The following is a 26521-nucleotide window of genomic DNA, read 5'->3' as shown; positions in this document are numbered from 1 at the left end:
GTTATTTTGAAATCTCCATGAGTGGAAGGATGGTAACCAAGGCAGTACGTTTGAAATGCCTTTTCCGCAAAAATATGGTAGCGTCGAATGAGAGAATCAATCAGTTGAAGGAGGCATTTTATGAAGACAGTAATGTGGTTTCGACGGGATTTACGTATACAGGATAACAAAGCTTTGTATCATGCGATTCAGGATTTAACAGATACGGACGAGTTGGTTCTGTTATTTCAAGTCAACCCGAACCAGTTTTTGGAAGATAGCAAAAACCATCAAGCTTTTTTTGCCAGCGTAAAGCAATTTAAGGAGACGATCGACCAAACAAGTCATCTTCACATTCAATATGGCGATCCAGCAGAGCTGTTCAGAAAATTAAAGGAGGCTTTACCAGATTGGAGGAGGGTCTACTTTAACGAGGATACGACAGGTTATGGTGCTATTCGCGACGCGGAAGCAAAGGCGTTCTTTAAACAAAACGACATCGAGTATTTTCGTTTTCAAGATCATTATCTGCATGGTGCTGGAGAAATAAAAAATCAGCAGGGAGAATACTACAAAGTTTTCACTCCCTATTACAACAAATGGAAGGAACGTGTCAAGGAAACACCAGTTGCGGTATCATTCGAACCAGATTTAATTTACTCAAAGCCGTTGTTTTTAGACGATGAAAAAATATTTGAGGATTTTGTTTCGAGCTTTCCTAGGGATACCGAGATTGGTGAGGAAGCAGCAAAACGTCAGTTGAAAAAATTTGTAAAAAAATATCTCGCAAACTACGAAAAGGCGCGTGATATTCCTAGCTTAGATCAAACAAGCCATCTATCTCGCTATCTCCGTACAGGAGAGCTATCGGTTCGTACAGTGTGGCAGGTTTTACAGGATGAAAAGGTAACGCAGGGGAGCCGAACCTTTGAAAAAGAATTGTGCTGGCGAGATTTCTACAACATGATTTATACCAATGCACCTCGCCAAAAAAAAGAGCCGATTCAAGCTCAGTTTCGATTCATTCAATGGGAGAATGATCAAGAAAAATTTGAAAAGTGGCAGCAAGGGAATACGGGTTTTCCGATCGTCGACGCGGCGATGCGTCAGCTAAATGAAACCGGCTGGATGCACAATCGTTTGAGAATGATTACGGCATCCTTCTTAACCAAAGATATGTTGATTGATTGGCGCTGGGGAGAACGTTATTTTCAGAAAATGCTGATCGATTATGACCCTGCCAGTAACATAGGAGGCTGGCAATGGGCGGCTTCCACTGGAACGGATGCTGTTCCATATTTTCGCGTGTTTAACCCTACAACACAATCGGAAAAATTTGATCCAGAGGGAAAATTTATCAGAAAATACGTAAAGGAACTAGTAGCATTGCCTAATAATTGGATTCATCAGCCAGAAAAGCTGACAAAAGAGGAGCAGGAAGAGTTCGGTGTAATTTTAGGTGAGGATTATCCATTGCCTATTGTTGATCATAAGGATCGTCGGAAGAAGGCGATCGCTAAATATGAAGCGAGTAAAGAATACGCTCGTGAGGTACAAGAGCATGAAGATATCTAATTGAATAGAATGGTAAAAAATGTTATTTTTGTTTAGTTTGACAATTAGATATAAAATAACGGATAGATACGAAAGTATAGGGTGATAAAAATTGACGTTGTCTGTTTTATCACCCTAATTTTTTTTCATGTGACTATTCGATTATTATTTTTTTCTTTTAAAAGAAAAGTTATTGTTAAAAGCCTTGATACAAATACATTTATTCACAAAATAAGTCCTGCTGTTATAGTGCAGATTATAATTTATCTTGACAACTATAACAGAACGCTCCATAATTTTTAGAGAAATTATGTGGGAGGTGACTGGATAAATGACAATGAACATGGGGGCGAAAAAACTGCATAGCATCGGGGAGGCTGCAGAAATTTGTCGCGTTTCTAGAAAAACATTACGGTTTTACGAGGAATTAGGGCTACTCGTACCGGATCATGTAAGTCCGAAAAACGGCTATCGTTATTACAGTGAAGATACAGTAATGATGATACCTATCTTGAAATATTACAAGCAGATGGGGTTTCGTTTGCAGGAAATGACAGGTGTTTCAGACACGACTGATTATTTTTATCACCAACGAAATTTTTTAAGTAAGCTGGATGAATTGAAAAGAGAAGAAGAACGCATTCAAAATTGCCATGAGTCAGTGTCCGATTGGGTTGGACTGCTCAATGAGGGAACGATGGCAATGGAGAACCACATCAATAACATTAGTTTGAAGTACATTGATCGTGATTCCTATTATTTTTTAGAACAGGATTTTGAATACGATTACAAGTCGTCGATTATCAATATCGAGTGGACGAATTATCTAGAACATTTTGAAAGTGAGATTACGGGTCCTGTTATCTTAAGTTTTAGTGACTATCATTCAAAAGCGAATGGCAGTATACAACGAGCGACTGTCATCCAAAAACCGGTTCGAAATAGTAAAATGCTTATACCAAGACAAGATTTCGGCGGTCAAATTTTTGCTTGTTTGTATCATTTAGGCGATCATAAAACAATTTCTGAAAAGTATCGTCTTATAGAAGAGTGGGCAGCCGAAAACAATTATGAAATCGGCCCCAACTGTTATGAGCGATATGTCATTGATTATTGGTCTATTCAAGATCCGAATAAATTTGTAACAGAGATAATGCTTCCGGCAACAAAAAGATAAGCGCAAACAGTCAAGCGTCCTTATGATGCTTGGCTGTTTCTTTTGATCAATTTATGAAAAATACAGAGGAAAATTTCTGAAAATTTGAAACGTCAATGAGCCTTGTCTCTAAGGGCAAGGTTTCCGAATATTCATAACAAATGCAAAGAAATGACCGTCAAAATAGGATTATTTAAAAAAAGAAAACAAAGAAAACGTTTTCATTCATGGTTTATTTCCTTAAAATGATTTACTTTTACCTTTCAAAAAAGATTAAATTGTTACTGAGATTCTTTTTTTTTCGTTGTTTCTGTATTAATTGAGATGGGGACACGAGTCGTTGAGAGAAAAATAATTTTAAATAAGTTAAAGGGAACAAACAAGAAGATTCTAAGCTTTGTTTCCGAGTTAACGGATGTAGATTCTCGATTGGTACAGTTAATTGAGAATACTCTCTGTTTCAGAAGAAAACTTTGTGTACTATTGAACAATTTTTTTAAAATATTTTGTTGACTCCTACCGTAAGGGAACATTCTAAAGTGAAGAAGGAAAAATTAATTGCGTGTTCAACGCAAATGGGAGGAACTCAAATGAAGTACGATGCATTAGGAATGGTAGAAACAAAAGGACTCGTGGGTTCGATTGAAGCAGCAGACGCAATGGTCAAGGCGGCAAATGTCTCTCTAATCGGAAAAGAGCTTGTCGGTGGCGGTATTGTAACCGTTATGGTTCGTGGTGATGTTGGAGCGGTTAAAGCTGCAACTGACGCTGGAGCAGCAGCGGCACAGCGAGTAGGGGAGTTATTGTCTGTCCATGTGATTCCACGTCCTCATGGGGAAGTTGAATCCATTCTGCCGCATATAACGAATGAATAAGGGGAATTGATATGAATAGTGAGAAAAGTGTCATGCAATCGGCAGTTTCTGCAGAAACAAAAATGAAAGCGGTCGGTAAAAAATTTCGTGTTGCTGGAATAAGTAATGGGTTAATTTCCGGTTTAACTTACGGCATTTATTCCACGTTAGTAATGGTTGCCAGCGGGTATGATCCATTGGTTAGCGCAGCGGGTTTTTTAGCGGCACCTTTTGTTTGTTCAGGTTTAAATGACTTTTTTGCAGGAATCTGGCTTTTATTCTATAACGCGAAGCAGGGGCGTTTAAAGGAATTATCTCGTACATTGAAAACAAAGCCGGGACAAATGCTGGTAATCGGCTTCTTACTAGGGGGACCAGTAGCAAACGGCGCTTATTTGATTGGTTTAGCAATGGCTGGAGCTTACGCGATTCCGATTTCAGCAACCTGTAGCCTTTTTGGCGCATTGTTCGCTTGGATATTCTTGAAGCAACGTCCGACAAAACGCGTTGTTTTCGGAATGGTCTTGTGTGTGGTTGGTGCCATCATCATTAACTTCGTGAAACCAGAAGGGGCACCGAACTTTACGTTGGGGATCATCTGTGCATTGATCGCGGCAATTTGCTGGGGACTTGAGGGCGTGTTCTCTAGCTTTGGCGGTGCCATGATTGATACAGACGTAGCAGTGAACCTCAGAGAATTGATTTCTGGTTTGGTAGTTCTAGTACTAATCGTTCCTCTTGTGGGGGGAATGAATTTGTTAGGCGGTACCTTAACGGCTGGTATCCCGATTTTGTGGCTGGTTTTATCTGGTTTAAGTGCGGCAGTCTCCTTCGTTTGCTGGTACAAAGCGAATTCGATGGTAGGCTGTGCGATCGGAATGTCTCTAAACGTTACGTATGCTTTCTGGGGCGTTTTGTTCTGCGTAATCTTCTTAGGACAAACGTTAACTGCAACGATCGTCATTGGGTCAATTGTCATCGTATTAGGGGCGATTATCGTTACGATGAATCCTTTAGATTTAATCAGAAAAGGAGATGCATAGGATGGTACTACCAAGCAGAATGGCTGTTTTAAATCATATGTCTGACGACACTGAAGTGGATGTAAAGCAAGTAATGACCGCGCTAAAAAAAGACTATGGAAATGAAAAACAGTTTAACGAAAAAATGTATTTGGATCATTTATTAGCCTTAGAGGCGAATGGTTTAGTCGAAATGACTAGCTACGATTTGGATAAAGAGAATGAATTGGTGATGCGTTACAAGATTACAGAGGATGGACGAAGCACTGTAATGAAATATGTGGACGCGGCATATCGAAAAGTGTAAGGAGGCAAAAAGGTGAGGTACAAGGGTGAAGAAGCACTAGGACTGGTTGAAACGATCGGATTAGTTCCTGCGTTAAAGGCCTGTGATGAAATGCTGAAGGCAGCAAATGTGGAACTGATTTCCTATGAAAACATTGGATCGACCTTAGTCACAATCATGATCAAAGGAGATGTGGCGGCAGTCGAGGCGTCGGTGGCAGCTGGTGCTAGCGCTGCTGAAGCAATCGGTAAATTAACCGCGCAAAACGTGATGCCAAGGCCCATCCGAGCGGTGGGAGATATTGTTTCTGTTCACGACATTGATCAATAAGGAGTGAGAATATGGAAAGATACGAAGCAATCGGAGCAATTGAGACCTTCGGGTTAGTTTTTGTTTTAGAAGCTGCCGATGCGATGTGCAAGGCGGCAGATGTGGAACTAGTCGGCTATGAAAATGTAGCCTCTGGCTACATTTCGGTCATTGTAAGAGGCGATGTCGCCGCCTGTAAAACAGCTGTGGAAACAGGGGTTGCAGCAGTTGAGGAGATGGGTGCTGAAGTATATAGCTCTGTCGTTATTGCTAGTCCTCATATTGATTTGGGAAAAATCATTGACCGTTATTCGTTGGAGCAGCTGCTTCCAGCATAAGGAGTGGAACGCATGGAATTTGTGGATAAAGATTTAATATCAATCCAAGAAGCCCGTATCTTAGCGGAATCCGCTCGTGATGCGCAATGTTTATTACGGGAATATGATCAGAAAACAATTGATCGCATGCTCAAACAACTCCTAGGCGAAGTAAAGCAACAGCTACCGGAGCTGGTCGCCTATGAAGTGACTGAGACAAAGCGAGGAAATGTGAAGGATAAATTACAGCTATGGCAATCCTTTTTAGGGCAGCTTAGCGAAGCGTTGGAAGAGCAGACCATTGGTTCTTTAAAGACAGAAGGCTCACTAAAACATATTGGTGTGCCGCTGGGAGTGATTGCAGTGATTCTGCCAGCAGAAAATATTCTGCTAAATGCTTTGTTTGCGACTGTAAGCGCATTAAAATCTGGAAATTCGGTCATTTTAATTCCTGCGGGCAAAACAGAAGCCATTGCTTCAAAGCTTTTTGACATTTTTCAACCTGTAAAAGCTGGATTTCCTCAATCAAGTGTTTGTCTCATGGAAAACACAGCGCTAGAAGGAATTGAAGCGATGATGAAACACGAATCGGTAGCTTTAGTTATCAATATCGGTAGTCCTGCTTATTTCAATTTGAAAACTGCAGCAAAGCCGATGATTTATGGGAGCAGCGGTTCTACACCAGTATTTATTGAACGAACTGCGGATATCCAACAGGCTGCAGAAGAAATAATCTCCAGCCGAGCCTTTGATAATGGACTTTTGCCTTCTGCTGAGCAGTTTGTGATTGCGGAAAGTATGATTGCCAGTGAGGTAAAAATGCAGATGATGCAGGCGGGAGCTCACTTCATGAGTGGGGAAGAAGAGCGGCAACTGTTAGCACATCTGTATTTAGGCAGTGAGATCAATCCCGCGTTTGTCGGAAAAGATGCCAAAGCACTGGCTAGTTTAGCAGGGTTCACTGTCGCTGAAGAAACACGTGTACTAGTTTCGGAACAGCCGTATATTTTTGACGAGAATCCATTTGCAACGGCTCTTCAGTGTCCGATTCTGACTTTCTACTTGGAATCAGATTGGATTCACGCTTGTGACAAGTGTATTCAATTGTTAAAAGAAAAGCAGAACGGTCACACACTAGCGATTCATTCCAAGGATCAAGCGATTATCCGCGAATTCGCATTGAAGAAACCCGTGGGCCGTATGCTCGTCAACACTGGGACGAGCTTAGCCGGAATCGGACTGGATTCAACGTTGCCCGTGTCATTGATCTTAGGTGGGTTGACGACTGGACGCGGGTTTAAAGCAGAAAGCATCACTGCCAGAGACCTCAGGTATGTTCGTGAGATAGGGTACAAAAAGGGTGAGACCTTTATTGGGCAAAAAGTGAAAGACGATCCGATCTTAGATGAACAAGCACTATTAGAAAAGTTTTTGAAAAAAATTATGGAGCAGTAAAGTGAGGGAGATAAATGGATATCAAAGAATTTTCAGCCAAGCTGGCTGAAGCAACCAAAGAATTAAGCTCGGAAGAAAGACAGGCGCTAATGAAAATGTTCGCCTCTGTTTCCGATGAAGTCAAAAAGGATGACATCGTAACAGAAACATTAGCCTCAGAAGAAGGAACAGCCATTCCTAATGGGATTACGAAACGTTTGCAGGCCTTAAAGGATAATTATTTAGAGCAGGTTCCATCAATTACGACCTATCGTGCCCGTGCCATCACGAAAATCGCTAAAGAAAATCCTGGTATGCCAAAAATTGTTTTACGAGCGAAGTGTTTCCGCTATTGCTGTGAAACAGCACCGTTAGTGATTCAGGATCATGAACTGATTGTCGGGGCACCTAATGGAAAACCTCGTGCCGGGGCTTTTTCACCAGATATCGCATGGCGTTGGATGGAGGATGAGATTGACACAATCGGCAATCGTCCGCAGGACCCGTTTTACATTTCTGACGAAGACAAGAAGATCATGCGAGAAGAGCTTTTCCCATTTTGGAAGGGTAAATCTGTGGATGAATATTGCGAGGACCAATACCGTGAAGCGGGTGTTTGGGAATTGTCTGGTGAGTCCTTTGTTTCAGACTGTTCTTACCATGCGTTAAATGGCGGTGGTGATTCGAACCCTGGCTACGATGTAATCTTGATGAAAAAAGGCATGCTGGATATTCAAAATGAAGCGAAGGCCCATTTGGAAGAGCTTGACTATGAAAATCCAGAGGATATTGAAAAAATCTACTTCTATAAATCAATCATTGATACGACAGAGGGTGTAATGATCTATGCCCGTCGTATGGCTGATTATGCTGCGGAGCTTGCAGCAAAGGAAACCAATCCGAGACGTAAAGCCGAGCTTCTGAAAATTTCAGAGGTTAATCGTAAAGTTCCAGCGCATAAACCGGAAACATTCTGGGAAGCGATTCAGGCTGTTTGGACTATTGAATCCTTGCTAGTTGTTGAAGAAAATCAAACAGGAATGTCCATCGGACGGGTCGATCAATACATGTACCCATACTTCAAAGCGGACTTGGAAGAAGGACGAATGAACGAGTTCCAAGCCTTTGAGCTGGCGGGCTGTATGTTGATTAAGATGTCAGAAATGATGTGGATTACCAGTGAAGGCGGGTCTAAATTCTTCGCAGGATACCAACCGTTTGTCAATATGTGTGTCGGCGGCGTGACACGCCAAGGTCGTGACGCGACGAATGAGCTGACGTATTTGTTAATGGATGCTGTTCGTCATGTGAAGGTTTATCAGCCGTCTCTTGCTTGCCGAATCCATAATCACTCACCACGAGAATACTTGAAGAAAATCGTTGATGTGGTTCGCGCAGGAATGGGCTTCCCAGCTTGTCATTTCGATGATACTCACATCAAAATGATGCTGGCTAAAGGGGTTTCGATCGAGGATGCTCGGGATTATTGCTTGATGGGCTGTGTGGAGCCGCAAAAATCGGGTCGATTGTATCAATGGACCTCAACTGCCTATACACAATGGCCGATTTGTATCGAGTTGGTTTTAAACAAGGGTGTTCCACTGTGGTATGGGAAACAAGTTTGCCCAGATATGGGGGATCTGTCGCGCTTTACTACTTATGAGGAATTCGAAGCGGCGGTTAAAGAAGAGATCAAGTACATCACTAAATGGACAGATGTGGCAACCGTCATTTCGCAACGAGTTCATCGTGATCTAGCGCCAAAACCATTAATGTCCATCATGTATGAAGGCTGTATGGAAAACGGAAAAGATGTTTCTTCTGGTGGGGCGATGTATAACTTTGGTCCTGGAGTTGTTTGGTCAGGTTTAGCGACGTACGCTGATTCAATGGCGGCCATCAAAAAACTTGTTTTTGATGACAAAAAATATTCACTGCAGGAATTGAACGAAGGATTAAAAGCGGACTTCGTAAATTATGACCGCATGAGAACGGACTGCTTGAACGCGCCGAAGTATGGAAATGATGACGATTATGCCGATCTAATCGCAGCAGATTTGATCAACTTTACAGAATCAGAGCATCGTAAATACAAAACCTTGTATTCTGTTTTGAGCCATGGAACGTTGTCAATTTCTAACAATACACCATTTGGACAATTGACGGGTGCTTCCGCAAACGGACGAAAAGCTTGGACCCCATTATCAGATGGGATCAGTCCAACCCAAGGAGCCGATTACAAAGGTCCGACAGCTATCATTAAATCCATCTCAAAAATGTCTAATGACAGCATGAACATCGGAATGGTACACAACTTCAAGATTATGTCTGGCCTGTTGGATACGCCTGAAGGAGAAGAAAGCCTGATTACATTGTTGAAAACGGCTTGTCATTTAGGAAATGGAGAAATGCAGTTTAACTACTTGGACAATAATACGCTGATCGAGGCACAAAAGCATCCTGAACAATACCGTGATTTGATTGTTCGTGTGGCGGGCTACAGCGCCTTCTTCGTAGAGCTGTGTAAAGATGTTCAGGATGAAATTATCTCACGGACAATGTTGACAAAATTTTAGAAAATAAGCTGGAGCTTGGAATGGATGGTTGATGTGAAAGAGGAACGGATTGAACGGCAAGCGATGATTTTCAATGTACAAAAATACAGCCTGTATGACGGTCCTGGGATCAGAACTATCGTCTTTTTCAAAGGCTGTCCATTGCGTTGCCAGTGGTGTGCCAATCCAGAAGGAATCAAGCGTAAGTTTGAAGTCATGTATAAAGAGAGCGTGTGTAACGATTGTGGCACGTGTGTTGAGGCGTGTCCTTTAGGCATTCATTATCTGGATGAAAAGGGCAAACATCAAGTGCGTCGCGATATTTCCTGTAACGGGTGTCAAAAATGTGTCGACGCCTGTCCTAAGAAGGCGTTGAACATTACAGGGACGATCAAAACGATCTCACAATTGATGGAGGTCATCCACGAAGACGATGCTTTCTACGAAATGTCCGGCGGAGGGGTAACCTTTAGTGGTGGTGAATGCACCGCCCAGCCAGAAGCGGCATTGGCACTTTTGAAGGCATGTAAATCAGATGGCATCAATACAGCGATTGAGACCTGCGGCCATAGCGGGATGAAGAAGCTGTTGGAGATGGCGGATTACACGGATCTCTTTTTATATGACATGAAGCATATGGACCCTGTTCGACACAATGAATTAACGGGTATCAGTAACGAGAAAATTTTAGCGAATTTGAAAGAATTGCTGGTACGTGGCTACAAAGTTCAGATCAGAATGCCGATGTTGAAAATGATTAATGACAGCCATGAGGAAATTAAGGAAATCGTCGACTTTTTACTTCCTTACAAGGAACTGCCGAATTTTAAGGGGATCGATCTGCTGCCGTACCATAAGCTGGGCGTCAATAAATACGGCCAGTTAGGGATGGACTATCCTGTGGAGGGCGATCCGAGCTTGTCAGATAATGAGCTGGATCAGATTGAAGGCTGGATCGCTGAATATGATTTCCCGGTCAGAGTCGTGCGACATTAAGGAGGAGCAGTCATGTCAGAAATAATCGCGCAACGAGTGATTGAAGAGTCGGTGCCAGGCAAGCAGATTACGTTGGCGCATGTCATCGCGGCGCCGATAGGCAGTGTCTATCAATCATTGGGGATTGATGAGGCGGGAGCCATCGGAATTTTGACCCTCTCACCTTTTGAAACGGCGATGATCGCGGCTGATACTGCAGCAAAGGTAGCGGATGTAGAGATTGGTTTCTTAGACCGTTTTACCGGCTCGGTCGTAATTACAGGTGATGTAGAAAGCGTAGAAACTAGCTTAAGAGAAGTGCTGCGAGTCTTCAAAGAAGTTCTGAAATTTAGTGTCGTCGATGTGACTCGAACATGAAAATTCTTTTAGTGGGTCCACGAAGTAGTGGGAAAATGACTTTGGCGAATTATTTTGAAGAAAAGGAAGAACCGTTAAGAAAAGTCGCCAGTATCGTTTATCACAAACGGACAATCATTGTTCCTGACAGCTATTTGGAAAGTCCTTGGATGCACAAGCATGTCATTGCCCTGCAGCAGTCGGCGGATTGCGGTATCTTTCTGCAGCCAGTTACGGCGAGTCGCCGCAGCTACCCGCCGAATTTTGCAAAAGCGTTTCGAATTCCTATTTATGGCGTAATCACTTATCACGAAACTTATACAGAAGAAGGACTGAGAAAAGCGAAAGGGCAGCTTTTCTCCTGTGGCATAGATCCTATTGACGACTTGCTTGATTTAGCAAATCCTGATCTGTGTTCAATTAAAAAAATTATTTTAGAAGGGGGGAGAGACGATGGAAACATTTAAAATGGCGACAAAAATATATTCCGGTAATCAAGCGATACACGCTTTAAAGGATTTCGATTTTCAACAAGTATTAGTAATCTGTGATCCTTTCATGGTCGTCAGCGGAATGGTAAAAAAAGTGACGACCATTCTAACAGAAAATGAAATTGCATTTCAGCTTTTCTCTGAAATTGTTCCTGATCCAACGATTGAGGTAGTGACAAAAGGAGTGGCTTATGCTGCAGGTTTTCAACCAGACGCGATCCTTGCATTAGGAGGCGGGTCTGCTCTGGATACGGCCAAAGCAGTTCGCCAAATCTACCAGCAAGTCGAGCTGGAAAAGAAGATACAGTTGATTTGTGTTCCCACCACAAGTGGAACAGGCAGTGAAGTGACTTCCTTTGCGGTGATTTCTGATCCCTCTGTTAATGGAAAATATGCCTTAGTAGATGAAAGAATGATTCCAGAAATCGCGATTCTTGATCCAGCTTTTACTCTCACTGTACCAAGCGGAGTGACTGCGGATACAGGGATCGATGTGTTGACGCACACCTTAGAAGCTTATGTTTCAACGGATGCAACAGATTTCACCGATGCCTGTGCGGAAAAGGCGATGCGAATCATATGGCAGGACCTAGACAAGGTTGTTGCTGATGGGGAAAACAAAGAGCTGCGAGAAAAAATCCACAATGCTTCTTGTTTAGCAGGTATGGCGTTTAGTGAAGCATCATTAGGGATTTGTCATAGCTTGGCGCACGCACTGGGTGGACGTTTTCATATCCCGCATGGTCGCGCGAACGCCATTCTGTTACCCCATGTGATTTCATTCAATGCAGGGATAGAGGGTGACTTCGCTTCACCAGCTTTAACGAAATACGCAGAAGCTGCGAACCTGCTAGGACTTCGCTCCATGACTGATCGGACGACGGTGAGCCTGCTTATCGCGGGGATTCAGAAGCTGACGCGAAAATTTGAGGTGCCGAAATATGTCACTGAGTTAGAGATTGATGAAGGGGAATTTCTTGCAGCGATTCCAGAAATGGCCGAAGCCGCGTTAAAGGATAAATGCACGTTAACGAATCCTCGAAAAGTAACTCGTGAAGATTTGGCAGGTATTTACTCTAGGATTTGTCGAGGTGGTCATTGATGCGCTACATCACAGAACAAGAGCTGCAAGTGAAGAACCGTCACCAGCCTTTTAAAGAACTTTTTTTAGACACGAATGAGCGACTAACCCCCGGAGCAAAGCAGTTTCTGTCAGATCATCAAATTAAGCTTATTAGCGAGGGCAGGTCAGAACTAGGAAGTCATGCTGAAGGGAATGACACGAAGGAAAGGGAAGTTGCGATTAAAAAAGCAAACTTCTTTTCGTTACTCGAGATCGAGCTATGGGAAGCCGCGTTGAAAGCAAATGAACTAAGCACGGCAGCCAGCCGTCGAATCGTTGGTTTAGCACAAACAGTAACTCGCATTAAGGAAGAAAAATTTGATGAGCTTGAGCTGTCGGAAGCCGCTTCTGATGAAGAGGATGACCTTTCTGAATTAAATGAAGCGCTCCTTTTTCAGCCAGGCGGCAAAGTAATTTTAAGTCTGCATCGTGCAGCTGTTTATGCGGAGACTTTACAAGTTTTTGTTTCAGCAGAACAAGAGCTCGCTCTAAAAAAACTGATTTACTGGATGAAACAAGCGGAGGATCAGCTACAAAACCTTTAAAAAATTTCTAAAAGTCGGAGGAAATGTCTGTGATGATCATGAACGATAGAAAGGCCTGTGACCAATTAGTCGCAGAATTTGAAGCAGTAATTAAAGAGCCGAAAAAAAGTGCGGCAGAGATTTACTATACCGGTGTCGATCTTGGGACAGCCTGTATCGTCTTGGCTGTTATGGACGAAAATTTTCAACCTGTGGCGGGAGCTTATCGTTATGCTGATGTTGTCCGAGATGGGATGGTCGTTGATTATATCGGCGCCATCAGTATCGTCAAAGAATTAAAGGCGGAGCTAGAGGAAAAGCTGGACACCGAATTAATTTACGCAGCAGCGGCGATTCCCCCAGGAACCGATGCGTTGGATGGTGGAGCGATAAAAAATGTGGTTCAAGGTGCGGGCTTTGAGTTAACCAATGTGTTAGACGAACCAACTGCTGCCAATCAAGTTTTATCCATTCAAAATGGTGCGGTCGTCGATATCGGCGGCGGAACAACGGGTATTTCCATTATTAAGGATGGAGAGGTAGTAAAAGTTACAGATGACGCAACTGGGGGGACCCACTTGACACTAGTCACCGCCGGGGCCTATTGTTTTTCATTTTCTGAAGCGGAACTTTACAAACGAGATCAGAACAATCATTCAGAGCTGATCGGGGTCTTAAAGCCAGTAGTAGAAAAAATCGCCACGATCATCACAGCACAAATCGAGGGCTTCGAAATTGATGGACTGTATTTAGTTGGTGGGACAGCTTGTTTGACAGGAATCGAAACAATCATCGAGTCAAAAACAGGAATTAAGACCTATAAACCGTTAAACCCCATGTTCGTAACGCCTTTAGGGATCGCGTTGAGCTGTACGGATGAAATATTGTAGGCGAATCTGGCAATAAGCTAAAAGTCTCAAAGCAGGACTTTTATTCTTTTATCATATTGCCGGAGCAGAGCAGTTGAGGTAGAGGAGGAACAGTAAAATGGATTGTCGCATAATTAAGTCTCCTGGTGAAGGCACCCTAGCCATCTTGAATCGCCGCAAAGGCTCAGGACCAAAATCGGCTTTGGAAACACCAGACGCAGTGGGACTCGTACAGGGGAAACTGATCGAAATGGTTTGTGCCGCAGATGTCGCGGAAAAAGCTGTCGGTGTGACGGTGGAGGATATTCGTGGCAGCTGTCCGCAAAATATGATACTTTTGGCAATTTTTGGCGATACCGCATCCGTTGAGTCAGCCATTGAAGAAATCAAACGAAAAGACAAGGAACGAAAATGGTAACGGCACGATTGATCGATAATATCTGGGCGACACGCAAATCGGAGCAGCTAAATGGGTTAAAGCTGATGATTGCAGAGGTAATTGGCGGTTCTCGTGATGGCGAACAGCTGATTGTCTGTGATGTCATCGGAGCTGGAATCGGTGATCGCGTGATTGTCACCTGCGGGAGTGCCGCCAGAAGAATGCTGGAAAATGATGCGATTCCAGTAGATGCGGCGGTAATCGGTATTATTGATGAAAGTTGTGAATCTGTATAGAAAGGATCGGAAGCGATGAAAAAATTGATTTGTGTCGAGGATGTTGAACAGTCGCAGGCAGACGGAATAGCTTTATGCGTTGATGGAAATACGATCATCACACCAGCGGCACAAGATTTGATTGAAGCCTTTCAACTGCCCATCAAGGAAAGCTGTGAAACGACGTTAACAGAAGCGGCTATTCCTAATGAGCTCGATAAGAACACGTTAATCCAACTATTAAAGATGATTTTGGCAGGGGAAACGGCTTCATTCCAATGTGAACAGCACGACAGCGGCTTGAAAGTCGTAAAGGGTGAAAGTGTCAAAATGGCGCCCTTCGACACAGGTGATCCCAATGCCAAGGTCTACTATCAAGAGTTGATTAGTAAGGAAGAAGCACAGATCAGCGCCGGCTTTCTTGAAATCGATCATTCCTCCTTTGACTGGGAGCTAACCTATGAGGAGATCGATTATGTGATCAGCGGCACTTTGGAGATTACGATCGAGGGTCAAACATTTACAGCCAATCCGGGAGACGTCGTCTTTGTGCCAAAAGACAGTAAGGTTACTTGGTGTTCACCAAACAAGGTGAAACTGTTTTACGCGACGTATCCAGCAAATTGGCCGGATTTGTTGTGAAATCCTTCCAACGAGCCGTGACTGACATTAAAGGAGCAAGAGTATGAAAGCATTAGGATTAGTTGAAACAAAAGGGTTACTGGCAGCTGTCGAAGCCAGTGATGTCATGCTGAAAACGGCTGAAGTAACGTTGACTCAAAAAGAAGTTGTAGGCGGAGGTTTAGTGACCATTATGGTGCAGGGGGATGTAGCCGCGGTAAAAACAGCCGTGGACGCTGCAGCATCAGCTGTGACAAAGCTTGAAGAATCATTATTGATGACGACACACGTGATCCCTCGACCAGATGAGAGTTTACGATTGTTTGAAGCTGCCGCCGAAGTGGAAATCGAAACGAAAGCTGAAGCTGATAATCCAGCGGATGATCTCAACTTGCAAAATGATGAAGGGGTCGTTAAGTCAGAGAGTCAAGTAGCTAACGAAAAGCCAGAAGCTGAGACACTTCAGGAAGAGTCAAAGGAAACAGAAAATGATACGACACCTACTTCTCCTAGCCAAGAAGTGACAGAAGTTTCGTACTCAGAACTAGAAAAAGCCGGCAAAACAGTAGAAATTGAAAACGAATTGTCTGCTATGAAGGTTTTAGAGCTGCGAAAGCTAGCGAAGAAGCAGCAAAACTTCTCTATTAATAAGAAGGATGTCCATAAAGCCAATAAAGAGCAGCTTATTGCGGCATTGATGCAGCACTTCACTAAGAAGTAGATCGATCAATTTGAAAAAAACACTGATTGCAGAGGCAGTCAGCAATTTAAGCGCTAAAGGAGTAAAAGAAAATGACGACATTTGACAAAGATTTATGCTCCGTCCAAGAAGCACGAGATTTGGCCCGCGCAGGACAGGCGGCAGCTCAAGAATTCGCGACATTTACTCAAGCACAAGTAGATGACATTTTGAAGAACATGAAGGATGCCGCAGAAAAATTTTCAGTTTGCTTAGCAAAAGCAGCGGTGGATGAAACAGGGTTTGGAAAGGTCGCAGATAAAGCTTATAAGAATCATGCGGCGGGAGCTTTACTATATGAAGAAATCAAAGATGAGAAAACTGTTGGGATCATTCACGAGGACACCACGAAGGGTACCTTTGATGTGGCGGAGCCTGTCGGATTAGTATTAGGGATTATTCCTTCCACCAATCCAACATCAACTGTGATTTTCAAAGCGATGGTCGCATTGAAATCGAGAAACGCGATCGTCTTCGCACCGCATCCGGCTGCAGCTGAATGTACAAAAAAAGCGGCGGATATGATGAGCCGAGCCGCCGAAGCGGCAGGCGCGCCCAAAGGAATTATTAGCTGTGTAACCACACCAACCATGGCCTCTACCAATGAGCTGATGCATGCAGCTGAGGTGAAATTAATTATCGCAACAGGTGGTCCTGGAATGGTGAAAGCGGCCTATAGCTCTGGAAAACCAGCGATTGGTGTGGGTGCGGGGAATTCTCCTGCCTATATCGAGAAAACCGCGGATGTGAAGAAAGCGATCAGTCAAATTATTGCCAGTAAGACCTTTGACAATGGAACGATCTGCGCTTCAGAACAATCGATCATCTGTGAAGAGAGCAATGAGGCGGCAGTCATCGCTGAATTGAAGGCACAAGGCGGCTACTTTATGTCAGAGAAAGAGACAGAAAAAGTTTGCGGATTGCTCTTCAAAGGCGGCAGTCATGCGATGAACGCTAAATTTGTTGGACGAACACCGCAAGTGATCGCAGAAGCGGCTGGTTTTACTGTTCCTCATACAACTACAGTTTTGGTTGGTCGACAAAATGGTGTGGGTGCTGGAAATCCATTGTCCTTTGAGAAATTAACCACCGTTCTAGCTTTCTACACCGTGAAGGATTGGGAAGAAGCTTGCCAACTGAGTATTAATTTATTACAAAACGGCATCGGGCATACGATGAGCATTCATACGAATGATCGAGATATTGTATTGAAATTTGCCGCAAAACCGGCTTCTCGGATCTTAGTCAATACTGGCGGCAGTCAAGGTGGTACAGGAATCAGCACCGGTTTGCCAATCTCCTTCACTCTTGGCTGTGGAACCTTTGGTGGAAGCTCTGTTTCTGAAAACGTTAGTCCGAAGCATCTATTAAATATTAAGAAGGTGGCCTATGGCTTAAAGGATGTTACGACTTTAGTCACTGAAGACAACAGCTTCACACATCCAGAACTGGAAGAGCCCATCGATGCATGTTTGACCACTCAAACAGCTACTAGCGAGCCAAAAGGCGGGGATTCAGAAGAACTCAATTTCTCTGCTGCTGAATTATCTGAGTTAGCGGAGGTTGTTCGAAAAGTCTTAACCACCATGAATGCCTAAGCTTTCTGATGTAAATAAAGAAATAAAGGAGTACAAATGGAAGATTATGAAGTGATTCTAAATGCCATCATGGCGCATTTAAATCCTGAAGACAAACCGAAAGACGATACGATTCCTGTTGGGATTTCGAACCGCCATATTCATTTAAGTCAAGCGGCAGTCGATAAATTATTCGGCAATCAGTATCAATTAACTAAGCTAAAGGACTTGTCTCAGCCTGGCCAATACGCCTGCAAGGAATGTGTCACGCTTGCTGGTCCCAAAGGTGTAATCGAGAAGGTGCGTGTCTTAGGACCAGTCAGATCAGCGACACAAGTAGAAATCTTGCAAAGCGATACCTTTAAATTAGGGGTAAAGGGAGCCCTGCGGTTGTCAGGTGATTTAGCTAATACTCCTGGAATCACCCTGATTGGGCCAAACGGTTCCTATGAAATTCAGCAGGGAGTAATTATTGCCAAACGTCACATCCATGTGTTACCAGAACAAGCTGAGCAATTTGGTGTGACTGACGGTCAAGTCGTCTCTATCGATTTTGAAGGAGAACGCGGCGGAAGCTTAAACAATGTAGTAATTCGCGCGACTGCGAATTCAGGCTTGGAGTGTCATATTGATACCGAAGAAGCCAATGCTCTTGGCGTTATGCCAGGAACATCAATAAAAATTAGAAAATAATTTAGGAGGAATACAAAAATGAAATCAGATGCATTAGGAATGATCGAAACAAAAGGATTAATCGGATCAATTGAAGCAGCAGACGCAATGGTGAAAGCGGCGAATGTGACCTTAGTCGGGAAAGAACGTGTCGGCGGCGGAATCGTGACCGTCTTGGTACGTGGAGATGTCGGTGCAGTGAAGGCGGCAACGGATGCTGGTGCAGCAGCGGCGCAGCGTGTAGGTGAATTACTATCTGTTCACGTTATTCCACGCCCTCATTCAGAGGTAGAAACAATTTTACCATCAACCAACGCTTAGAAGGTCGCTGTTGAGAAATAGCTGTACATACTCTTAGATTCTCTTCCAACGTGGGAATCAAAGGTATGTACAGTTTTTTTGTTCAGGATAAAAAAATTCTGAGGTAATTCTGAACGTGTAGGAAAATAAAATGAATACAACTTTGTGTGGAATGATTATTTTAAATGATTACATACGTTCTTTTAAAATAAATATTTATTATAATAAGATAATAGTTAGTTTGGTTAAGATAACTGTTTTGTTGGTAAAACCATTTTTTATCCTATGATTGATCAATGAAATCCTTTAACACAAAGAGATTATTTTTGAAAGGAAGATAAGGTTAGAAAAATAAAATATTTTCATGCGGTTCGATTTGTGATATGATTAGCCAAAAATAATAAAAGTGTAATAGACGATTGTAGTTTTGTTAAGATGTGTAGTCTGTTTTTTATAGTTAAGGTGTTTTAGATGAGAGAAGAAATCAAAGAAGCGGATATTATTGTAATAAAGGTGGGGACCAGCTTATTGGTCTCACCAGAAAACGGTGTGAGTGAGTCAGCGATATTTAAGCTGGCTAGCGTGTTATCGGAATTGACCACCAGTGGGAAGCGTCTGATTTTAGTTTCATCTGGTGCTGTTGGTGTGGGCATTACGCAATTAGGTGACGTATCGAAATATGCGGCAGCAGCGGTCGGCCAAGGAATTTTAACGGGTTTGTATGAGGATGCGTTTAAGGAGCACCAGCAAAAAATCGGTCAGCTTCTACTAAGTCGAGAGGTTCTAGAGCAGCCAAATAGTCGTCAGGCGTTTATTCAAACACTGCAGGAACTTCTGGCCCATCAAATAATTCCGATTATTAACGAAAATGATGCGGTAACGATAGATGGGGAAGGGCACCAAATGAAGTTTGAAGACAATGATGAGTTGTCCTTATTAGTAGCTGAGGCGGTGCAGGCGGATCTATTAGTGATGCTGACGGACGTAAACGGCCTTTATTCTGAGAATCCTTTGTTGAATGAAGAAGCGACGATGATTCAGCATTTAAGTGAGATTGATCAACGCTTACTGGAAGAATCTGATCCTCATTTAGGAGAATTGAGCCGTGGAGGCATTCGCAGTAAGTTGAAGACTGCGACCGGTGCATTAACCGCCAATATTTCCATGGTACTAGCCAATGGAAAGAGCCCTCAGGTATTGTTCGATATTTTAGCAGGACGCGAGGTTGGCACACTATTTAAGAAATGACGGGAGGAAAAGCGATGTTAAAGGTACAAGGTGGACAATCCTTTAGTAAACAACGAGAAGCGATTCAAGTGGCCTTACTTTCTGGATTTTACTGTGAACAGACAACCTTTCCAATTGCCAGCACAGAAGTAGGCGAAGCCGCGCCATCATTGCAGGAGTTGGCAGCGAAGCAAAAAGTCGATGGAGAAGGCGTGCAAGTGCCAGAGAATTATCAAGCGGTGAATGAGTACACCGACAAAATGATGATTTTTGACTGGCGTGAGGAAACAGGCTTAGAGAAGCTTTTCAGCATTGGGCCTTTTATAAAGGATCAAAATAATGACTTATTGCCGGATGAGCTGACGGTCAAAATGATTCTACCAGAAAAATGTGACGCATCTTTCGTGGCAGCCGCCAGTAATCTAGCCTTTCGTTTAGGGATGGAAACAACAGCGATTAGTGATTGGCTGCTTGTTGAAAATTATCAAGGCGGTCCAGCGATTCTTTTTCGAGAAGCGGAACATTGCCGAATTCAGCAGCAAGACGAGTTGGTGATCATCGAAGGTCGCGGCAAGGAGCTAGAAGAATTCTCAGCAATTATCTGTGAGCAGTTCCCAAAGCTTTCAAGCTTTGAAACCTGGATGAGCTACCTGCAAAAGCTAGTAGATGGCTTTTTGCTGAAAAATCTGGATGGGCAATTGGCCTATGCGTCGAGTGTCTCAGATCAGAAGGTCACTGCCTATGTCTCTCCTGAAATCACGCAGCGGCAAGCAGAAATTGAAGCGGCATTGCCTGAAATAAGCTTTGTGAATCATCGCTCGATGGTGAAAAGCTGGCAGAAATCCTTTGATTTAGACTGGGAAGTGGATGTGTTTTTATCCGAATTGACTGCTGTTTACTCGAAGTTACAGCCAGGAGATCAGATTGAGATTCAAGGAGTTTTAAGCGAAGACCGCCAAGTACGAGCAGAGCTAAAAGACCAAATTGAAGCAGAATTGCAGGCGCGTCAGGTAACCGGAACCGTTGAGTTGATTTGCGCTCATAAGCAAGGCTATTCGTGGATAGACGAAATTATTTTACCTACACTGAAAAGTCAGAAAATTGAAAAAGTTACGATCAATTTCAAGCCTTTTTTACCTGAAGGGATCACCGACTGGACGGATGAAGCGGGCGCGACCCCGACCTATAACAATGTGGATGGGGATGATCCTGAGAAATGGAACGACTTGCCGATTCGCTATTTGCAGGAGCTGTATCCGATTCAAGACAATCTCATAACTGCACTGGATTTGTCGGCTGATCAGATCGAGTTTGCGACGTATTCCGGTACAGAAGAGCTGACTTATGAAGTATTAGCGGAAACGGAGATGGGCATTGAGCGTTGGACCTATCAGGCCAGCTATTCGGAAAGAACCTATTTATCCGCTTATCCTGGAATGAGTAAGGTTCATCCGCCGACGGGTCGAATTCAAGTGACAATTAACGGAGAGTGCTGTTTATCTAAGCAATTCGCAACAGATGTCGAAAAAATTTGGACGCTGTATCAAGAGGAAGTGCTGCCGACTACTCGTGCGTGGGTCGAAGAACATGGAAAAGATCAATTGACTATAGAACAGCAGCCCTTTTTCGCGCAGTTGAAATTAGCTATTTCTGCTAGTGAGCCGAATGAGCAATTAGCAAGCCGTAAAGACCTATTGTCAAGTTTGGATGCCCTACATGAGGATATTTACTTTGCTGGTGCGGATTATTTTAAAAACTATGGATTAGAAGCTTGCGGTGCAATGTTTGAAGAGCCGGGGCTGATTTTACCTGTGATCCGTCAGGAGATCGGCAAGCCGCAATTTGAAGCAACGATTTTTGATCATGTAAAAAAAGAACCGCAAATTTTGGCGGGCGATCATGTGTTGCCTCATCCTAAGGAGCGCAAAGAAGTCCAGTGTACGCTTCATTCCATCACGTATCAGCAGGGAAAATTGATCGCGACGATCCAGATCGAGGGTGTAGCGCCTGAAGTGGTAGAGGCATATGCAAGCTTGCTAGAAAAAGATCTTGTCGCAAAAGAATTTGAATTTGATTTATACGATCAGCTTATTTTTCAGGTGGCGGATCAGCACTTTTTGGTGAAGCAAACGCCGAAAACGACAAAGATTTCCCAGGATTTGACGATTGATCAAATCAATCTCTACCCCGATCAAGTGATCGGTTATGAAGAATACTTAGAAATCATTCAACAGCTGAAGCGTGTGCCGCAGCTTGAGGTCTATAAAATCGCGAACTCCTATTTAGGACGAGAAATTTACGCGATTGAGTTGGTACCGCAAGCCGCTCAGACTGCCTATGTTTCCAGAACAAAACGGCTGACCAACTATCCCTCAGAAATCATTAACGCGCGGCATCACGCCAACGAAGTTTCAGGAACCAACGGCGCTTTCCTACTATTGAAGGAATTATTGACTGATTCGAAGTATCACGGGATTGCTGATCGGTTGAATTTGGTTCTTGTTCCCTTAGAAAATGTGGACGGGGCGGCGATTCATTATGAATTGCAGAAGGATAATCCTGAATGGAAGCTGCATGTTGCTCGTTTCAATGGTGTGGGGAAAGAATTTTATTATGAATACTTCAATCTCGATACCAACTATCCAGAGGCAATGGGGATGACAAGACTTTACGAACGGTTTGTTCCAGATGTCATGGTTGATAATCATGGGGTGCCTACTCACGAGTGGGAGCAGCCATTTTCGGGCTATACATCGCCTTCTTATAAGGGCTTTTGGCTGCCGCGTTCCTTATTATACGGCTATTTCTGGGTGCCTACGAATGAAGAATATCGTTCAAATATTGTATTGAACAAAAAAATTGAAGACGCGATCGCAGAAGCGATTGGTGCGGTTCCTGAGATGAAACATTGGAATGAAGAATGGGCGGCACAATTTGAGACCTATGCCCATAAATGGCTGCCGAAGCTCTTTCCAGCTGAATATTACAAGGAAATGATCAATTACTGGATCGGTTTTGCGGCTGATCCGCAGCATCGCTATCCGTCTATTCGCTTCCCTTGGCTGACTTCAGTCGCCTATACCAGTGAAGTTGCGGATGAGACTGCACAGGGAGATTACTTAACCTTATGTGCCCAAGCCCACGTGGTGCATGACTTAGCCATCATTGATTTATTACTGGCGGCCACCACGCTTTATCAAACTTCGACTGTTTTAACGACAGAAGAAATTGTTATTAGTCATACTCGGCTTCGACCGATTATTGCAACAACTTAAGGAGGAATTTTTTATATGGAATTAGTTAAATTAATAGGTATCTTAATCGTAATTGTCGGCTTTGCGCTAAAATTGGATTCAATTTTGATTATTTTAGTAGCTGCCGTAGTTACAGCGCTCACCGGCGGGTTAGGTGTAGAAGGGTTACTAACGACCCTGGGAACAAGCTTTGTTTCAAACCGTTCAATGGCAATTTTCATTCTAATCATGCTTGTAACAGGAACCTTGGAACGAAATGGCTTGAAGGAATCTGCAGCGAAATTAATCAGTAAAATCAAGAATGCGTCAGCTGGTGCGGTTATCGGTGCCTACGGAATTATGCGTTCCATCTTTGCGGCCTTTAACATCAGCTTTGGTGGGGTAGCTGGATTTGTACGTCCGATTATCATGCCGATGGTGATCGGTTCGATCGAAGCTAAAGGCAAGGAACCAGAAGAGGACTATGTGGAAGAGCTGAAGGGCATGTCTTCAGGAATGGAAAATATCGCATGGTTCTTCTTCCAAGTATTGTTCGTCGGCGGACCGGGAGCGTTATTGGTGCAAGCGACATTGAAGGATTTAGGTTACGAAACCAGCCTGCTTGATCTAGCCAAGGTTGAAATTCCCGTTGCGTTATTTGCCGTCATCGTGGCGATTGTTTATTACTTCTTAAAAGACCGCAAATTATACAAAAAATACTACGGCAGTAAGAAATAGGGAGGAACATACATGTCATTTTTTCTAAGTCAAGACGTTTTATTATCTGAAAAATTACTTGAAATTATTTATATTATTATGGGCGCTGTCGCTATCTATACCGGGATCAAAAACGCCCGTGACAAAGCCAACGCAACCCCGATTGGAACAGCGATCTTTTGGTGTGCCTTAGGAATCGTTATGATGTTTGGTCGTTGGATTCCGCCAATGATCAATGGTGTCTTAGTCATTCTTATGACCCTGCCGCCAATCTTTAAAAAGGTAAACAAAGGAAAAGAAAGTGCCCCAACAGAAGCTGTTACGAAGAAAATGGCGGACAAGATCGGGATGAAAATCTTCATTCCAGCCTTAGCGATGGGAATTTTCGCGATCATTTTCGCGGTATTCACTCAATTAGGCGCGTTAGTCGGTGTGGGTGTCGGTGTTTTAGTCGCGATTGTTATATTGATGGTTTACTCAAACTCAAACAAACCGATTGTGTTTTTAGATGATGCGGAACGGATGCTGTCAACAGTGGGGCCATTAAGTATGCTGCCGATGCTGTTAGCGAGCTTAGGAGCGATCTTTACCGCTGCCGGAGTTGGGGAAGTCATCTCAGAGCTTGTCGCAAAAGTTATTCCTAAAGGAAATGTCAATTTAGGAATCATCGTATTTGCCATCGGCATGATGTTGTTTACTATGATTATGGGGAATGCCTTTGCGGCGATTACCGTTATGACTGTCGGAATTGGTGCACCATTTGTTTTAGCCTATGGTGCTGATCCTACCTTAATTGGGATGGTGGCATTAACCTGCGGATATTGCGGAACTTTATGTACACCAATGGCCGCAAACTTCAACATCGTTCCTGTTGCCATGCTGGAAATGAAAGACCGCTTTGGTGTAATCAAGAATCAAGCATTATTAGCTGTAGTCTTCTTAGTTTTCCAAATTGGCTACATGATTGTTTTCAAATAAGTTTTGTATAAAGAAAGGTGAGAATAATGAACGTATTAATTACCGGTTTTGATCCATTTGGCGGAGCAGCGATTAACCCTGCCTATGAAGCAGTAAAATTATTGCCAGACACCATCGAAGGTGCCAACATTCATAAATTAGAAATCCCAACCGTCTTCAAAAAGGATGGGGAAGTCTTAGCAAAAGCCATCCAAGAGCAAAATCCTGACATCGTGATCTGTGTCGGACAAGCAGGTGGACGCTCAGATATCTCAATTGAAAAAGTTGCGATTAACTTAATGGAGGCCCGCATCCCTGATAATGAGGAGCAGCAGCCATTGAATCAAGTCATCCATGAAGACGGCGAAACAGCCTACTTTGCGACGATCCCAGTCAAAGCGATGGTCAGCAATGTGAAAAAAGCTGGCATCCCATCAAGCGTGTCCTACACAGCTGGTACCTTTGTCTGCAACGATATTATGTACCGTTTACTATACTTAGCGGATAAAGAAAACAAGAATATCAAAGGTGGCTTCATCCACGTTCCGTATTTACCCGAACAAGTGATAGACCTGCCAGTCGGCACACCAAGCATGCTGGTAGAAACTATTGCTAAGGGTCTGGAAGCCGCAGTTGCTGCTGCGATCACTACAGACGAGGATCAAAATGTAGCGATGGGGACGATTATGTAAGTAAAAAAACTGCAAACAATTTCCGTTTTACGGAAGCTGTTTGCAGTTTTTTTTATGACTTATATCAAGTCATTATAGAAAAGGAAGTGAGAGGTGTATTTACTAATAATTATTAACTTATTGATTGTCGATAGTCATTCGGAGAGAGGGCAAACTTTTCATAAAAGATCTTATAGAAAAAGCTCAAATTTTTATAGCCTACCTGTTGAATAATTTGTTCTACGGGGAGATTCGAGTTTCTCAGCAGCAGACTAGCATGATTCAATTTAATCTCTTGAATAATTGAAATGAAAGACTTGCCTACCTGCCTATGGATCATCCGACTCAGATAGCTGGGGTTATAGCCAAAGTGTTCGGCAACTTCCTTTAACGAACAGTTCATATAGTTCTTCTCCATATAATCCAAAATGTCTCCGATATAAAATTCGTTGGCATTTCTGGATTCTTGCGCCTGTTTTTTTTGGAAGGAACGCAACAATTCTGAAAAAATGATGATCATATAGGCGTCAATAATTTCGTGTGAATCTGTACTAGGATCGAAATAATGAGAGAGCAAACCTTCCATTGCATCGAGTAGAAATTCATTGTTCAGCGCTTCGAACACGATGAATTGATCGTGTTTTTGCGTCTCAGAAAGAGCATCAACAGCAAATTGAGCGATCGTACTGTTGGAGGCGAGACGGCTAAGCATTCGAGAAGAGAAGTATTCTTTTTTCATCAGTAAATTAATCAAGATATCTTCTTCTGAGGTTTCCATGATCCGGTGAATGACTTCGGTATCTAATAGGCAAAAGGCCCCTTTATTCAACTGAACCTTTTCCTCGTTGATAATCATCTCTACATTGCCTGAATAGACATAGCTCATTTCAATGAAATCATGCATGTGGAAAGGGGTATAGGAATGTCGGGCGTGCTTCAGAATAATTACTTGGCTGCTTTCTAAAAAATTTTTATAGGCAAAATCTTTTTTTAAGGCGCTTTCTAGATGCTTTTCGTAGGTATATAGATAAACTTTTTGTCCTGCCTCCGTGAGAACAAAGGAAAAATTCTCATCATCTAATGAATGGACCTCTTTGGAATCGGAAGGCTTAAGCAGTGCTAATTCAGTTTCGGTATAAGCAGTCAATCGTTTGCGAATTTCATTTTTGTCCATGCGCTTCCTCCTGTAAAAATAGTCAATGTCCACTGATCTCATTCCTATGGTAGACTGAAAATGATAGCGGTGTCAATAAAATTATAATTTCAGCTAATCATTTGAGAGTATTGATTAAGCTTGTTAAATCAATCTATTTCTTAATTTTATTTCACTAGAGCTGAACGAGGATAT

At 43.0% G+C, this 26521-nt stretch carries 28 protein-coding genes; 27 read left to right on the top strand and 1 reads right to left on the bottom strand.

The annotated features are described in order from the left end of the window. Positions 1 to 120: 120 nt before the first annotated feature. The 27 genes from J9537_RS16470 (at position 121) to pcp (ending at position 25194) form a co-directional block, all read left to right on the top strand. A complete protein-coding gene (locus tag J9537_RS16470) occupies positions 121 to 1554 on the top strand; it encodes a cryptochrome/photolyase family protein (protein ID WP_070510092.1) in 1434 nt (477 codons plus the stop codon). 310 nt (positions 1555 to 1864) lie between these two features. Beyond that, positions 1865 to 2710, top strand: coding sequence for a MerR family transcriptional regulator (locus J9537_RS16465; RefSeq protein WP_070510087.1), 846 nt, complete (start codon positions 1865 to 1867; stop codon positions 2708 to 2710). Between the two features lie 569 nt (positions 2711 to 3279). Further along, positions 3280 to 3564 carry an ethanolamine utilization microcompartment protein EutM gene (eutM, locus tag J9537_RS16460; protein WP_070510084.1) on the top strand — a complete coding sequence of 95 codons (285 nt, stop codon included), beginning with the start codon at positions 3280 to 3282 and terminating at the stop codon, positions 3562 to 3564. A gap of 11 nt (positions 3565 to 3575) precedes the next feature. Beyond that, positions 3576 to 4586 (top strand): DMT family transporter, encoded by a 1011-nt coding sequence (locus J9537_RS16455; protein WP_010744259.1) that lies wholly within the window; start codon positions 3576 to 3578, stop codon positions 4584 to 4586. Position 4587: 1 nt separating this feature from the next. Next, a complete protein-coding gene (locus J9537_RS16450; RefSeq protein ID WP_010744260.1) occupies positions 4588 to 4872 on the top strand; it encodes a helix-turn-helix domain-containing protein in 285 nt (94 codons plus the stop codon). Between the two features lie 12 nt (positions 4873 to 4884). Further along, the gene (locus tag J9537_RS16445; RefSeq protein ID WP_010744261.1) at positions 4885 to 5181 is read left to right on the top strand and encodes a BMC domain-containing protein; all 297 of its coding nucleotides are present in this window, start codon (positions 4885 to 4887) and stop codon (positions 5179 to 5181) included. 11 nt (positions 5182 to 5192) lie between these two features. Further along, entirely contained in the window at positions 5193 to 5498 is a 306-nt protein-coding gene (locus J9537_RS16440; RefSeq protein WP_028020142.1) for a BMC domain-containing protein, read from the top strand. Positions 5499 to 5510: 12 nt separating this feature from the next. Further along, positions 5511 to 6932 (top strand): aldehyde dehydrogenase family protein, encoded by a 1422-nt coding sequence (locus tag J9537_RS16435; protein WP_070510081.1) that lies wholly within the window; start codon positions 5511 to 5513, stop codon positions 6930 to 6932. A gap of 14 nt (positions 6933 to 6946) precedes the next feature. Then, on the top strand, positions 6947 to 9487 hold the full coding sequence (gene cutC / locus J9537_RS16430; RefSeq protein WP_070510078.1) for a choline trimethylamine-lyase: 2541 nt from the start codon (positions 6947 to 6949) through the stop codon (positions 9485 to 9487). Between the two features lie 24 nt (positions 9488 to 9511). Continuing rightward, on the top strand, positions 9512 to 10462 hold the full coding sequence (gene cutD, locus J9537_RS16425) for a choline TMA-lyase-activating enzyme (RefSeq protein WP_028020145.1): 951 nt from the start codon (positions 9512 to 9514) through the stop codon (positions 10460 to 10462). 12 nt (positions 10463 to 10474) lie between these two features. After that, positions 10475 to 10819, top strand: a complete 345-nt coding sequence (locus J9537_RS16420) for a BMC domain-containing protein (protein ID WP_010744266.1) — start codon at positions 10475 to 10477, stop codon at positions 10817 to 10819. Beyond that, a complete protein-coding gene (locus J9537_RS16415) occupies positions 10816 to 11265 on the top strand; it encodes a EutP/PduV family microcompartment system protein (RefSeq protein ID WP_070510074.1) in 450 nt (149 codons plus the stop codon). The genes J9537_RS16420 and J9537_RS16415 overlap by 4 nt, the downstream gene beginning before the upstream one ends. Next, positions 11252 to 12391 (top strand): 1-propanol dehydrogenase PduQ, encoded by a 1140-nt coding sequence (locus J9537_RS16410; RefSeq protein ID WP_070510071.1) that lies wholly within the window; start codon positions 11252 to 11254, stop codon positions 12389 to 12391. Before J9537_RS16415 ends, J9537_RS16410 begins: the two co-directional genes overlap by 14 nt. Further along, positions 12391 to 12957 carry a hypothetical protein gene (locus tag J9537_RS16405; protein WP_070510067.1) on the top strand — a complete coding sequence of 189 codons (567 nt, stop codon included), beginning with the start codon at positions 12391 to 12393 and terminating at the stop codon, positions 12955 to 12957. The genes J9537_RS16410 and J9537_RS16405 overlap by 1 nt, the downstream gene beginning before the upstream one ends. Before the next feature lie 32 nt (positions 12958 to 12989). Further along, positions 12990 to 13826, top strand: a complete 837-nt coding sequence (eutJ, locus tag J9537_RS16400; RefSeq protein WP_070510153.1) for an ethanolamine utilization protein EutJ — start codon at positions 12990 to 12992, stop codon at positions 13824 to 13826. A 97-nt stretch (positions 13827 to 13923) separates the two neighbouring features. Next, a complete protein-coding gene (locus tag J9537_RS16395) occupies positions 13924 to 14223 on the top strand; it encodes a BMC domain-containing protein (RefSeq protein WP_010744271.1) in 300 nt (99 codons plus the stop codon). After that, positions 14217 to 14480, top strand: coding sequence for a EutN/CcmL family microcompartment protein (locus J9537_RS16390; RefSeq protein ID WP_010744272.1), 264 nt, complete (start codon positions 14217 to 14219; stop codon positions 14478 to 14480). The genes J9537_RS16395 and J9537_RS16390 overlap by 7 nt, the downstream gene beginning before the upstream one ends. A gap of 15 nt (positions 14481 to 14495) precedes the next feature. After that, the gene (locus J9537_RS16385) at positions 14496 to 15101 is read left to right on the top strand and encodes a cupin domain-containing protein (RefSeq protein WP_070510064.1); all 606 of its coding nucleotides are present in this window, start codon (positions 14496 to 14498) and stop codon (positions 15099 to 15101) included. 43 nt (positions 15102 to 15144) lie between these two features. Beyond that, positions 15145 to 15801, top strand: coding sequence for a BMC domain-containing protein (locus J9537_RS20810; protein WP_070510061.1), 657 nt, complete (start codon positions 15145 to 15147; stop codon positions 15799 to 15801). Positions 15802 to 15872: 71 nt separating this feature from the next. Next, positions 15873 to 17417 (top strand): acetaldehyde dehydrogenase (acetylating), encoded by a 1545-nt coding sequence (locus J9537_RS16375; RefSeq protein ID WP_070510057.1) that lies wholly within the window; start codon positions 15873 to 15875, stop codon positions 17415 to 17417. Between the two features lie 36 nt (positions 17418 to 17453). Next, entirely contained in the window at positions 17454 to 18089 is a 636-nt protein-coding gene (pduL, locus tag J9537_RS16370; protein ID WP_070510054.1) for a phosphate propanoyltransferase, read from the top strand. An 18-nt stretch (positions 18090 to 18107) separates the two neighbouring features. Beyond that, positions 18108 to 18389, top strand: a complete 282-nt coding sequence (locus J9537_RS16365) for a BMC domain-containing protein (RefSeq protein WP_016178630.1) — start codon at positions 18108 to 18110, stop codon at positions 18387 to 18389. Between the two features lie 450 nt (positions 18390 to 18839). Next, a complete protein-coding gene (proB, locus tag J9537_RS16360) occupies positions 18840 to 19616 on the top strand; it encodes a glutamate 5-kinase (protein WP_070510051.1) in 777 nt (258 codons plus the stop codon). Between the two features lie 14 nt (positions 19617 to 19630). Further along, a complete protein-coding gene (locus J9537_RS16355) occupies positions 19631 to 22870 on the top strand; it encodes a M14 family metallopeptidase (protein WP_218257661.1) in 3240 nt (1079 codons plus the stop codon). Between the two features lie 15 nt (positions 22871 to 22885). Continuing rightward, the gene (locus tag J9537_RS16350; protein ID WP_060789425.1) at positions 22886 to 23566 is read left to right on the top strand and encodes a DUF969 domain-containing protein; all 681 of its coding nucleotides are present in this window, start codon (positions 22886 to 22888) and stop codon (positions 23564 to 23566) included. 12 nt (positions 23567 to 23578) lie between these two features. After that, on the top strand, positions 23579 to 24523 hold the full coding sequence (locus tag J9537_RS16345) for a DUF979 domain-containing protein (RefSeq protein ID WP_070510045.1): 945 nt from the start codon (positions 23579 to 23581) through the stop codon (positions 24521 to 24523). 26 nt (positions 24524 to 24549) lie between these two features. After that, positions 24550 to 25194 (top strand): pyroglutamyl-peptidase I, encoded by a 645-nt coding sequence (pcp, locus tag J9537_RS16340; RefSeq protein ID WP_070510042.1) that lies wholly within the window; start codon positions 24550 to 24552, stop codon positions 25192 to 25194. A 112-nt stretch (positions 25195 to 25306) separates the two neighbouring features. Here pcp and J9537_RS16335 read toward each other — a convergent pair whose 3' ends face one another. Continuing rightward, a complete protein-coding gene (locus tag J9537_RS16335; protein ID WP_070510039.1) occupies positions 25307 to 26347 on the bottom strand; it encodes an AraC family transcriptional regulator in 1041 nt (346 codons plus the stop codon). Between the last annotated feature and the right edge of the window lie 174 nt (positions 26348 to 26521).

This window comes from Enterococcus raffinosus, from assembly GCF_019175485.1.
Lineage (GTDB): Bacteria > Bacillota > Bacilli > Lactobacillales > Enterococcaceae > Enterococcus_A > Enterococcus_A raffinosus.
The sequence above is the reverse complement of the archived record's forward strand: the minus strand, read 5'-3'. Positions and strand labels throughout refer to the sequence as shown.